Origin of the sequence: Lentzea xinjiangensis (assembly GCF_900110955.1) — a bacterium.
Lineage (GTDB): Bacteria > Actinomycetota > Actinomycetes > Mycobacteriales > Pseudonocardiaceae > Lentzea > Lentzea xinjiangensis.
Genome location: NZ_FOFR01000015.1, coordinates 150,351 through 161,946, shown reverse-complemented (window position 1 = coordinate 161,946; position 11,596 = coordinate 150,351). Strand labels below are relative to the sequence as shown.

Sequence of the window (11,596 nt, the reverse complement as noted above, 5' to 3'; positions counted from 1 at the left end):
GACGCTCCGTAAACCGCAACCTTGTGTCCCATGTGGACTATCCAAGCCGCGGGGAGCGCGGTGAGCCAGTGTCCGGAACGACACGATGCGTACACTTCCGGACATGCTCGCGTTCGCCGTGACCGAGGGGATGCTGCACTTCGAGCTGGCTGCCGCCTACGAGATCTTCACCGCGCCCCAGCTCGACTACCGGGTGGTCGTGTGCGGCAACGCGCCGGTGCGCGCCGGCAGGTTCACGCTGGAGCCGGACCTGCCCCTCGACCGCCTCGACCAGGCCGGCACCGTGGTCGTGCCCGGCATCGCGGACGTGGACGAGCCGATCGCCCCGGAGCTCGTCCGCGCCGTCAGGAGGGCGCACGAGAAGGGCGCGCGGATCGTGTCGTTGTGCACCGGCGCGTTCGTGCTGGCCGAAGCGGGGCTGCTCGACGGGCTGCGGGCGACCACGCACTGGGCGCACACCGGCGTGATGGCGCAGCGGTATCCACGAGTCCGGGTCGACCCGGACGTGCTGTACGTCGACAACGGCCGGGTGCTCACGAGCGCGGGCAAGGCGGCGGCGATCGACCTGAGCCTGCACCTGATCCGCGCCGACCACGGCACCGCCACCGCGAACACGGCGGCGCGCAGGCTCGTCGTGCCACCGCATCGCGACGGCGGGCAGGCGCAGTTCGTGCCGGCACCCGTGCCGTCCGCTGAAGGGCATCCGCTCACGGAGCTGTTCGACTGGGCCTCGGCGCGGCTCGACCGGAGGATCACCGTCGAGGACCTGGCGCGCCGGGCGCACATGAGCTCGCGCCACCTCACCCGGCTCTTCAGGTCCGTGACGGGCACCACGCCGTTGCAGTGGTTGCACTCCCAGCGGATCCGGCGCGCGCAGGAGCTGCTGGAGATGACGGACGACAGCGTGGACATGATCGCCGAGGCGTCCGGCATGGGCACGGCCACGACGCTGCGCAGGCACTTCCACCGGACCGTCGGTGTGCCACCGGACACATACCGCCGCACGTTCCGCCCGGTTGGCGGCCACCAGGTCAGCGGGGGAACGTTAAGTTGACCGGATGAGCAACCAACAGCGCATCGGGGCGCGGGTGTTGCGGCGCAAGCCGATCGACCAGCTGACCCACCCGGGCAGCGAGCTCAAGCGCACCTTGGGTGTCGGCCACCTCACCATGATCAGCATCGGCGCCACGCTCGGCACCGGCATCTTCGTCGTGCTGGGCGAGGCGGTGCCGCTCGCCGGTCCCGCGATCGTGGTGTCGTTCGTGCTGGCCGGCATCACCGCCTTGTTCTCCGCGCTGTCGTACGCCGAGCTCGCGGGTCTCATCCCGGCGTCCGGCTCCTCGTACTCCTACACCTACGCCACGCTCGGCGAGATCGTCGCTTGGGTCTGCGGGTGGTGTCTCGTCCTCGAGTACGGCGTCTCGGTCGCGGCCGTCGCGGTCGGGTGGGGGCAGTACATCAACGAGCTGCTGCACCTCGTGCTGGGCGTGCGGATCCCGGACGCGCTGAGCCAGCCGCCGGGTGCGGGCGGGATCGTCAACATCCCGGCCGTGCTGGTGGTGGTCCTCTCGATGCTGGTGCTGCTGGGCGGCGCCAGGGGAAGCGCGCGCACGAACACGATCCTGGTGTGGGTCAAGGTCGGCGCGTTGCTGATGTTCTGCGCGGTCGCGTTCACGGCGTTCAAGGCGGGCAACCTGCAGCCGTTGTTCCCGTTGGGGCTGGCCGGCATGAGTGCCGGCGCGGCCACGTTGTTCTTCTCCTACATCGGGTTCGACGCCGCCTCGACCGCCGGTGAGGAGGCGGAGAACCCGCAGCGCGACCTGCCGCGCGCGATCATCCTGTCCCTGGTCGTCATCACCGCGCTCTACTGCGCCGTCGCGCTGGCCGCGGTCGGTGCGATGCCGTGGCAGACGTTCGAGGGCACGGAGGCCGCGCTGAGCCGGGTGCTCACGGACAACGTCGACGGCGCGATCTGGCCGATCCTGCTGTCGGTCGGCGCCGTGGTCGCCACGACCTCGGTCGTGCTGACCGTCCTCTACGGACAGACGCGCATCCTGTACGCCATGTCGCGTGATGGGCTGGTACCGCCGATCTTCGCGAAGCTCAGCCCGCGCACCGGTGTGCCGTTCGCCAACACAGTCGTCGTCGGCCTGTTCATCGCCGTGCTCGCCGCACTGGTGCCGTTGGGGTCGCTGGCGGACGCGACGAGCATCGGCACGCTGTTCGCGTTCGGGCTGGTCAACGTCGCGGTGATCATCCTGCGGCGCACCGAGCCGGACCGCCAGCGCAGCTTCCGGGTGCCGTTCTCGCCGGTCACACCGTTGCTGGGGCTGGCTTTCTGCGTCTACATGATGTTCAGCCTCGGACTGGACACGTGGATCGCGTTCCTCGGCTGGATGGCGCTCGGGTTCGTCGTCTACTTCGGCTACAGCGTGCGGAAGGCCCGCCTCGAAGGTCACGTCAAGGACTGAAGCTCCCGCCGGAGGTTGGTCCGCGCGGCGGCGTCCCAGAGCTGCCGCGCGGGCTCGGTCACGAAGAGGTTCTCGCGGTCGAGCAGGGTTTTCAGCACCTTCGCCCGGCCCGCCCGCCACGTCCGGTCGTCGTAGCGCGCGTACTCCTGCCGCACGGCGGAGCTGTAGCGGTCGTAGTGCTCCGGTTCGGAGCCGAGGATCGCCAGGTCGGCGTCGAGCAGCACGTGCGCCAGCGGGTCGTCGGACGAGTGCGTGATCGTGGCCAGCACCAGCGACTCCACCCGCGCGATGTGCCGTTCGTCCAGCCCGGCCAGGCGTTCGCGCGCCCAGGCGGCGGACGCGCGTTCGTCCTCGCCCGGTGCGCCGTCGTAGATCACGTCGTGCGCGCAGGCGGCCAGCGCGAGGACCGCGCGCTCCTCGGTCGTGAACGCGAAGGCGTCGGCCAGCGCCGACGAGTCGCGGACGACGGAGACCACGTGGAAGGTGTTGTGGTAGGCGCGATGCGGCTCGGCGTAGCGCTCCATCAGATCGCCCGCGTCCGGCGTGCCGCCGAGCACGCGCACCGCGTCGTCCCAGATCCTTCTCACTTGGCCTGCTCCTCTTCGACGACGTCCGCGGCGGACCTGCTGCCGCCCACCGGTGGTCACCTGCTCCTGTCCCAGGGGCGCTCGGGCCAGTGGTGCTTGGGGTACCTGCCCTTCAGCTCGCTGCGCACCTTCAGGTAGCCGTTGCGCCAGAACGACCTGAGGTCGCTCGTCACGGCGGTGGGGCGGCCGGCGGGGGAGAGCAGGTGCACCACCACCGGGACCCCCGCGATCTGCGGTGTGTCGGCCCACTTCATCGCGTCCTGGATGCGGACCGAGAGAACCGGCTGGTCCTGGGTGTAGTCGACCTTGCCCTGGCCGATGCGCTCCGGGGCGAGCTTGTCGAACTCCGCTCCCTCCGGCCACGGCAGCAGGCTTCTGAGCAGGGCCACTGTGTCGATCTTCGCCAGGTCGGAGCGCTTGCGCGCCTTGCCCAGGTCGATCGCGCGGATCAGGTGCTCGTCGTCGACGCTCGGCCAGTCCCTGGTCCTGTGCAGGAACGCCATGCGCTCGCGCAGCCGCTGGGCGGCGTCGGTCCACTTGAGCAGGCCCAGGCCTTCGGTCTCGAGGCCGAGGCGGAGCGCCTCCTGCGACTTGGCGAGGTCGTTGAGCGGCCGCTCGTCGAGGGTGATCGCGCCGAGCTTGCGGACCTGGTTCGCGATGACGTCGCCGTTCCAGCGGATGTCCTCGACCGTGTGCACGAGGGCCGCGGCGGCGGTGACGGCGAGCTCTTCGTCGGCGGGGGCGGCGAGGCGGATGCGGCCGTGCTTGCTGCCCGGTTCGCGGTCGGCGATCGCGACCGCCAGCCACTTCGCGTGCGAGTCGGTGTGCTCGACCGCCGTGCCGTTCGCCATCAGGTAGACGTTGCTGTTCTTGGACCGGCGTTTCGCCAGCCGTTCCGGGTAGGCGAGTGCGACGACGAGCGCCGGGTCGCCGTGGCCCTCGGGGTGGGTGCCCGGCGTGCCGGTGCCGAGCTTCTCCAGCTTCTTGACCTCCTGGCGCCACTTGCCGGGGGACTTCAACGCGGTCGCGAGGTCGTTCGTGGCGGGGTGGGCGCTGTCGTCGAGCAGCGCCACGACCTCGGCGGCGGTCCGGTTGCCCGCGAGGGCGCTGCCGTCGATGAGGGCGCGGCCGAGACGGGGGTGCAGGCCGACGTTCGCGATGCGGTCGCGGCGGCCGGGTTCGAGCGCGCCGATGGCGCCGAGCGTTTCCCGCGCCGCCTTGAGCGCGCCCTCGGGAGGGGCGTCCCACCAGTTCAGGCCGCTGCCGTCCGGGGTGCCCCACACCGCGAGCTCCAGGGCGAGCCTGGTGAGGTCGGCGGTCTTGATCTCCGGTTCCGGGTAGCGGGGGAGCGTCGAGTGCTCGTGCTCGGGCCAGCAGCGGTAGACGCGGCCGGGGGCCTCCCGGCCCGCTCGTCCGGCGCGCTGGTCGGCGACCGCCTGGGAGACCCGGATCGTGGCGAGACCGGCGAGCCCCCTGCGGTGGTCGACCCGCGGCACGCGCGCCAGGCCCGCGTCGACCACGGCCCGCACACCGGGGACGGTGAGGCTGGACTCGGCGATGCTCGTGGCGAGCACCACCCGCTGGCGGTGGCCGGGCCGCAGCGCGGCGTCCTGGGTCTGGGCGCTGAGCTGGCCGTGCAGGACCACGGTGTCCGCGTCGAGCAGAGCCGCCGTGCGGTTGATCTCCCGGACACCGGGCAGGAAGGCGAGCACGTCGCCGTCCACTTCGGACAACGCCTTCGCGACGGCTCTGGCGACGGTGTTCTCGACGTGCTCGTTGCGCGCGGGCGGGACGTAGGTGATCTCCGTCGGGAACATCCGCGACTCGGTGTGCAGGACCGGGGCGCCGAGCAGCTCGGAGAGCCGCTGGGCGGCGACGGTCGCGCTCGTGGCGAGGAGCTTCAGGTCGGGACGCAGACCCGCCCTGGCGTCCAGCAGGAGCGAGAGCAGCAGGTCGGCGTCGAGGTGGCGTTCGTGGCACTCGTCGAGCAGGACCGTGCCGACGCCGGCGAGCTCCTGGTCGTGCTGGAGCCTGCGCACGAGCAGGCCGCTGGTCACGACCTCGACGCGGGTGTGGGCGCTGGTCCTGCGGTCACCGCGGACCGAGTAGCCGACGGTGTGGCCGACCGGCTCGCCGAGCAGGCTCGCCATGCGCGCGGCGGCGGCTCGGGCGGCGATCCGGCGCGGCTCGGCGACGAGGACCTTGCCGTCGAACTCGTCGTGCAGGGCCAGCGGGACCAGCGTCGTCTTGCCGGTTCCCGGTGGCGCGACCAGCACAGCCGCCCCGTGCCGCCGGAGCTGTTCGAGGAGTTCGGGCAGGACCGGCTTGACCGGGAGATCGGGCAGGTGCACGCCGTCGAGTGTGTCAGGGTGGGCACATGGGGATGATGGGCGTGGTGTCCGGACTGGTGTCCGCGTTGCGGTCCGCGCGGACCATGACGCAGTGGCAGCACGTGGCGAGGCTGTCGGCTTCGTCGGAGGCCGCGTCCGTGCTGGTCGTCGTGCCGGCGCGCGACGAGGAGGCCGCGCTGCCCTCGTTGCTGCCCGGTCTGGTCGGACGGCCTGGCGTGCGCGTCGTGGTGGTGAACGACGCCTCCGGGGACGCGACGGCGTCCGTCGCCCGGTCGCTGGGGGCCGAGGTGGTCGAGTCGTCCGGTCCCGCCGAGGGCTGGGCGGGCAAGACGCACGCGATGCACCTCGGTGTCCAGGGCGCCCGCGACGAGGAGTGGCTGCTGTTCGTGGACGCGGACGTGACGTTCGCGCCCGAGCTGGTGGGCAGGCTGGTCGCGACGGCGGCGGAGCTGGGCGCGGACCTCGTGTCGTCGTCGGGTCGCGGCAGCGGGCCGGCGTGGTGGTTCCTGCTGCCGGCGTTCAACACGCTGGTCTTCGAGGGCTCGCCGCCGGACGGCCGCGGCGCCACGGCGCTCGCGGTCGGGCACTGCGTGCTGGTGCGGCGGTCCGCGTTCCACGCGGCCGGCGGCTGGAAGGCGCTCGCCGGGACCTGCGCGGACGACGTCGGATTGGCGACCCTGCTCAGGGACGCCGGCGGGGTCGTGCGGTTCGTCGACGCCTCCGCGCTGCTCACGACCTCGGGCATCGACACGTTCGGGGACTGCTGGCGGTCGTTGCGCAAGAGCATCCAGCCGACGTTCCGGGAGATGTTCGGGGTGTGGGCGCGTCCGCTGCTGGTGGTCGCCGGGCTGCTGCACCTGGCGTACGGGCTGGTCCCGGTGCTGCGGTGGCGGTCGCCGTGGTCGTGGCTCGCGTGGTTCGCGCAGGCCGTGCCGCACCGCGAGTTCGTGCGGCGCGTGGGCCAGCCGCAGGTCTCCGCCGTGCTGGCGCCGCTGTCGTGGGCGACGATCGGGGTGTTCCTGCTGGACTGCGCACTGCGTCCAGGAGCTTCGTGGAAGGGCCGTCGAGTTGGTTGACCCGTTGCGCGATCCGGACGACCCGGAGCTGCTGGACCCGTACCAGTCGCGGTCGCTCGCGATCCTGGTGGAGGGCGCGCGGCTCGCGTCCGGCGCGGTCAGGTACGGCAAGGTCGGGCGGGTCGGCTCCGCGGCCGTGGTGATCAACCGGGAGAACCCGCTGCCGTCCGGCAACTTCGGCTGCGCGCTCGACGGGTCGTCGGTCGAGGTCGCCTCGACGCTGCTGCAGCTCGAGCACACGTTCGCCGCGGTGGGGCGGGCGGAGGCGGTGGTGTACGCGTCGCCGACGACCGTGGACGAGATCGAGGGCATCGCCGACGACTCCGGCTGGTACGCGGTCGAGGAGCTGCTGACCGTGGTCCACCGCGGCCCCGCCCGCGTGGAGGGGGTGCGGCGGGCGGTCGACGCCGACCTGCCGGGCATCGTCGAGCTGCTGTCCGACGAGCTGGTCGGCAACCGGGAACGGCTGTCCCGCTGGCTCGGGCACCGGATGGACGACCCGCGCTGCACGCTCCTGGTGGCCGACGACGGCGACCGCATCGGCGGGTTCGCGTCGGGGTTCGCCGAACGCGGTGTGGGCCTCGTGGAGCAGTGCGTCGTGCGTCCGGCGCGGCGGCGTCGCGGGGTCGGGCGATCGCTGGTGGTGTCCACTGTCGCGACCTTGCGCTCCGCCGGTGCGGCGCTGGTCGCCTCCCAGGTCGACGAGGGCCCGGGAGAGCGGTTCGCCGAGGCGTGCGGGTTCGTCGCGGCGTATCCGGTGACGGCGTATGTACGCAGGGTGGATGAGCTGCTCGACTGAGTTGCTTAGTTGCCGCGTGACATATCCTTAGCAGGGCTAAGGGAGGCTTTGTGCGCGAGCGGTTGCCGGTCGAGGTGTGGGTTCTGGTCGCGGCGAGTTTCATCATCGCCGTGGGGTTCGGGATCGTCGCACCCGTTCTGCCGGTGTACGCGGCTTCGTTCGGCGTGGGTCACACGGCGGTCGCGGCTCTGATCAGTGCTTTCGCGTTCGTCCGGCTGGCGTTCGCGCCGATGAGCGGCAAGCTCGTCAACCGGTTCGGCGAGCCGAAGGTCTACATCGTCGGCATCCTCATCGTCGCGGTCGGCACCGCGATGTGCGGGTTCGCGTCGAGCTACGCCGAGATGCTGTCGTGGCGGGCGCTCGCCGGCGTCGGGTCGACGATGTTCACCGTGGCGGCCCTCGGCCTGCTGATCCGGATCACCCCGGCGCCGATGCGCGGGCGGGCGTCCGGGATGTGGGCGGCGGGCTTCCTGATCGGCAACATCGCGGGCCCCATCGTCGGCGCCGCCCTCGTGCCGTTCGGGCTGTGGGTGCCGTTCGTGTCGTACGGCGTGTTGCTGTGCCTCGCGGCGTTCGTGGTGTGGTTCTTCCTGCGGCGTTCGACGCTGGTGGAGATCGACAGGACCAACACCGAGATCCCCATGACCGTGCGCGAGGCCGTGCGGCACCGCGCCTACCGGGCCGCCCTGGCGTCCGGGTTCGCGAACGGCTGGGCGGTGTTCGGCGTCCGGATCTCGCTGGTGCCGGTGTTCGTCATCGAGGGGCTCAAGCACAGCCCGGCCGTCGCCGGCATCTCGATGTCGGTGTTCGCCGGCGGCAACGCGGCGATGCTGTTCCTGTCCGGCAGGGTCGCCGACAGCCGCGGCCGCAAGCCGATCGCCATCGTCGGCCTGGTGGTGAGCGGTCTCGCGACGATCTGGATGGGCTTCACCGGCGACCTGTGGACGTTCATGGCGGCGTCGCTGATCGCCGGCATGGGCGCGGGCCTGCTGAACCCGCCGCAGAACGCCGTCGTCGCGGACGTCATCGGCGCGCGCGGCAAGGGCGGCCCCGTCCTCGCGGGCTTCCAGATGGTGAGCGACCTGGGCGCGATCATCGGTCCGATGTGCGCGGGCCTGCTGGCCGACTCGTTCGGCTTCGGGGCGTCGTTCGCGATCACCGGCGCCGCGCTGCTGCTGTCCGTCGGCTTCTGGCTCGTCGCCCCTGAGACGTTGCCCACGCACGAGGAGGAGCACACGGCCACCGCCGTCGCCCCCGAGTGCGGCTGCCTCGACGAGAGCGCCGAGCTCCCCACCGGCGAGAGGGTCGGCGGGAAACCACGCCACCCGGAAGCGTGATCGCCCGCTCAGCCTTCTTTCAGTTCAGCTCGCTACCCTCGTCGCCGTGGGTGGAGCAGAGCGCAGTGCGCGGAAGAAGAAGCAGGCCGCGCGTGCGGTGACCCAGGCCCGTACCACCGGCGGCGGTTCGGACCGGACGAAGATCATCGCAGGTGTCGCGGTAGTCGCGGTGCTGGCCGTCGCCGTCATCGGCTACGTCGTCTTCCAGTCGACGAGGTCCTCGGGCCCCCAGCCCGGCGCCGCGATCCCGCTGGCACCGGCCGACCACGTGATCTCGGCCCCCGCCGTCCGCGACGGCGGCACCGTGCTGGTGGGCAAGGACACGGCCACCGTGACGGTCGACGTGTACGAGGACTTCCTGTGCCCGATCTGCGGCACGTTCGAGAAGACCTACGGCACCGACATCAAGAAGGCGGTCGAGGACGGCAAGGTCAAGGTCCGCTACCACGTCCTGCCGATGCTGAACCGCCTCTCGAAGCCCGAGGGCTACTCGACCGACTCCGCCAACGCCGCCCTGTGCGTGGCCGACGACGGCAAGTTCAACGCGTTCCACGCGGCCCTGTTCGCCACGCAGCCCGAGGAGGGCGAGGCGGGCTACACCAAGGACCAGCTCATCAAGCTGGGCAAGGAGGTCGGCGTCACGTCCGCCACCTTCGAGTCCTGCGTGCAGAACCAGAACTACAAGGCGCAGCTCGACGAGCTGATGTCCAAGACCAGCAACGACCCCGCGCTCCGCGACGCGGAGACCGGCCGCTTCCGCGGCACGCCGAGCGTGGCCTCCGGCGGCAAGCTCGTCGACCTGGACAACAAGAACTGGCTGAACGACCTGACTAGCTGAGACCGTCGACCGGCGCCTGGCCCCGGGTCCACCGGGCCAGGCGTTGTGCTTTCCCGACCTCGGTGCGCGGCAGCCTCCCCGGTGCGAGGACGTGCACCTGGCACGTGACGCCGAGGCGTTCCCTGAGGTTCGTCGTGAGCCTCGGCGCGACGTCCTCAGCGGACTCCACCGCCACGTGCAGCCGGGCGATCGGCGTGCGGCGGTCCTCGACGATCAGGTAGTGCGGGCCCGCGTGCTCGAGCACGACCGCCTCGATCTCCGTCGGGAACACGTTGACCCCGCGGATGACGAGCATGTCGTCCTTGCGCCCCTTGAGCTTGCTCATCCGCCGCAGCGTCCGCTGCCCCGCCGGCCCGTGCAACGTGGCCACGTCACCCGTGCGGTACCTGAGCAGCGGCATGCCGGTCTTGGTGAGCGTGGTGAAGACGAGTTCGCCGTCCACGGTCTCGGGGTAGAAGTGGTCCTCCGCGATGTTGAGAAGCCCTTCGGAGTCAAGGGACTCACATGCCACACCAGGGCCGATCACCTCCGACAGCCCGTAGATGTCCAACGCCCTGATGCCGAGCCGGGCCTCGATCTCCCGCCGCATCTCCTCGGTCCACGGCTCGGCGCCGAAGACGCCGACCTCGATGGAGTTGTCCGGGTCGAGGTCCTCCGCCAGCCGCAACGCGTACGACGGCGTGCAGCAGAGAACGTCGGGCCTCAGGTCGTGGATGAGCCGCACCTGCCGCTCGGTCATGCCGCCGGACATGGGAACGACAGCGGCCCCGAGCTTGAGACCACCGTGGTGCACCCCGAGCCCGCCGGTGAAGAGCCCGTAGCCGTACGCGTTGTGGACGATGGACCTGCTGGAGGCCCCGGCCCCCTTGAGCGCCCTGGCCATGACCTCGGACCAGACCTCGACGTCGTTGGCCGTGTAGGGGATGAGCGTGGGCCGCCCACCCGTGCCGGACGACCCGTGGACGCAGACGACGTCCTCCTCCGGCGCGATCCGCAGCCCGAACGGGTAGTGGTCCCACAGGTCCTGCTTGGTGATCGTCGGCAGCAGGTGGATCTCGTCGAGCCGCACATCTGTGCCGCGCATCACTCCGATTTCCCTGAGCCTGGCGCCCTGCGGGTTGTCGGTCGACAGGAGCCGGTCGACGAGGTCTCGCAGGCGCTGTTCCTGCAGGTCGTGACGGGCTTCGGGGTCCATGCACTCGATCTTCGGGTCGAACGGCGCTCCGGCGGTCATCACCCGGTCCTACCAGGCCGAATGCGGCTTGGATACCCCCGATTTTCATCCTGTGGCAGGGGTGATGTACGGTATTGCCACACGAGAACGGCGGGGAAACCTCCCGGGAACGTGGACCTTCAAGGGGCTGTGGCGCAGCTGGTAGCGCATCACACTGGCAGTGTGAGGGTCAGGGGTTCGAGTCCCCTCAGCTCCACAATTGGATACAGCACACGAATCGCCCGCTGACCTGCGCAAACAGGTTCAGAGGGCGATCTTCGTTTTTGATCCATTGTGGACGGTGGCGGGTCAAACTGGAGCAAAACTGGAGCAGGCGCCTGAATCCAGTGAAATAGGGTCACGATCCTGCTCCAGGCGCCTGTCCCCCATCCGGGTGGAGTTCGCCGGGGATCTTCTGGTCGGCCGTTGACCGTCGCAGGGGTCGTGGCAGGTGTGTTGTCCCTAGACCCGCGGGTTTCGTGGTGCAGTAGGCGTTCATGGGCGGCGTCCTGGACCGGTGCGCAATCCGTCCAACCGTGCGTCACAGCGCTGGCATCAACCTGTTCCCGTTCTGACTGTTCTGGGCGGCGGCGCGGTTTGGCCGAGCTTGGCGCCGTCGCAGCGCGGGTGAGGAGGTGTGTCGGCGCTGATGGCTGTCCACGACACTGAGCGAGACGTGTCGCATCGACGGCACTTCGCTCGCGGCAGTTGCCGTGACCACCCCGTGTGCGCGGGGAGCACGCCGGATTGCGACGTTTGTTGGGAACCATAGGCGTCGTGCGACACACCGGGAGGTTCCGAACTATGGTGGCGGCGCGTCATGTTCACAACGATCACATGGCGTCAGATCACGGTGTACGTAGGATGATTGCCCCTGGTCAGCCAGGGCAGCGCTGAGCGTCCGCGCTCAGCGAGGATCGCAAC

General features: G+C 70.7%; 9 protein-coding genes and 1 tRNA gene. 7 read left to right on the top strand and 3 right to left on the bottom strand.

Annotated features, from left to right (window positions below; all coding sequences use genetic code 11):
- The first annotated feature begins 85 nt into the window (after window positions 1-85).
- Together BMW88_RS28245 and BMW88_RS28240 are read left to right on the top strand one after the other, a co-directional pair.
- Window positions 86-1,054, top strand: coding sequence for a helix-turn-helix domain-containing protein (locus BMW88_RS28245; RefSeq protein ID WP_089956066.1), 969 nt, complete (start codon window positions 86-88; stop codon window positions 1,052-1,054).
- 4 nt (window positions 1,055-1,058) lie between these two features.
- Window positions 1,059-2,471: an amino acid permease gene (locus tag BMW88_RS28240; protein WP_089956063.1), complete on the top strand. Its 1,413-nt coding sequence runs from the start codon at window positions 1,059-1,061 to the stop codon at window positions 2,469-2,471.
- Here the strand turns inward: BMW88_RS28240 and BMW88_RS28235 are convergent.
- Complete coding sequence (locus BMW88_RS28235) at window positions 2,456-3,058, bottom strand: HD domain-containing protein (RefSeq protein ID WP_245778115.1); 603 nt, start codon at window positions 3,056-3,058, stop codon at window positions 2,456-2,458. The genes BMW88_RS28240 and BMW88_RS28235 overlap by 16 nt on opposite strands.
- A 56-nt stretch (window positions 3,059-3,114) precedes the next feature.
- Window positions 3,115-5,409, bottom strand: a complete 2,295-nt coding sequence (hrpB, locus tag BMW88_RS28230; RefSeq protein ID WP_089956060.1) for an ATP-dependent helicase HrpB — start codon at window positions 5,407-5,409, stop codon at window positions 3,115-3,117.
- Between the two features lie 26 nt (window positions 5,410-5,435).
- Here hrpB and BMW88_RS28225 point away from each other — a divergent pair, with 26 nt between their 5' ends.
- The 4 genes from BMW88_RS28225 to BMW88_RS28210 are packed head-to-tail and all read left to right on the top strand — an operon-like array spanning window position 5,436 to window position 9,459.
- Window positions 5,436-6,485, top strand: a complete 1,050-nt coding sequence (locus tag BMW88_RS28225) for a glycosyltransferase family 2 protein (protein WP_089956059.1) — start codon at window positions 5,436-5,438, stop codon at window positions 6,483-6,485.
- On the top strand, window positions 6,478-7,284 hold the full coding sequence (locus BMW88_RS28220; protein WP_089956057.1) for a GNAT family N-acetyltransferase: 807 nt from the start codon (window positions 6,478-6,480) through the stop codon (window positions 7,282-7,284). The genes BMW88_RS28225 and BMW88_RS28220 overlap by 8 nt, the downstream gene beginning before the upstream one ends.
- Window positions 7,285-7,334: 50 nt before the next feature.
- Entirely contained in the window at window positions 7,335-8,621 is a 1,287-nt protein-coding gene (locus BMW88_RS28215) for an MFS transporter (RefSeq protein WP_089956055.1), read from the top strand.
- Between the two features lie 46 nt (window positions 8,622-8,667).
- Window positions 8,668-9,459 carry a DsbA family protein gene (locus BMW88_RS28210; protein ID WP_089956052.1) on the top strand — a complete coding sequence of 264 codons (792 nt, stop codon included), beginning with the start codon at window positions 8,668-8,670 and terminating at the stop codon, window positions 9,457-9,459.
- Here BMW88_RS28210 and BMW88_RS28205 read toward each other — a convergent pair.
- Window positions 9,452-10,693, bottom strand: a complete 1,242-nt coding sequence (locus BMW88_RS28205; RefSeq protein ID WP_245778114.1) for a phenylacetate--CoA ligase family protein — start codon at window positions 10,691-10,693, stop codon at window positions 9,452-9,454. The two genes, BMW88_RS28210 and BMW88_RS28205, sit on opposite strands and share 8 nt — an antisense overlap.
- Before the next feature lie 123 nt (window positions 10,694-10,816).
- On the opposite strand from BMW88_RS28205, the gene BMW88_RS28200 reads away from it, so the two are divergent.
- Window positions 10,817-10,889: transfer RNA gene (locus BMW88_RS28200), tRNA-Ala, on the top strand.
- Window positions 10,890-11,596 lie beyond the last annotated feature (707 nt).

Coding starts and splice junctions, on each gene's coding strand:
- BMW88_RS28245 (WP_089956066.1), top strand. CDS start 86: ATGCGTACACTTCCGGACATGCTCGCGTTCGCCGTGACCGAGGGGATG.
- BMW88_RS28240 (WP_089956063.1), top strand. CDS start 1,059: ATGAGCAACCAACAGCGCATCGGGGCGCGGGTGTTGCGGCGCAAGCCG.
- BMW88_RS28225 (WP_089956059.1), top strand. CDS start 5,436: ATGGGGATGATGGGCGTGGTGTCCGGACTGGTGTCCGCGTTGCGGTCC.
- BMW88_RS28205 (WP_245778114.1), bottom strand. CDS start 10,693: ATGACCGCCGGAGCGCCGTTCGACCCGAAGATCGAGTGCATGGACCCC.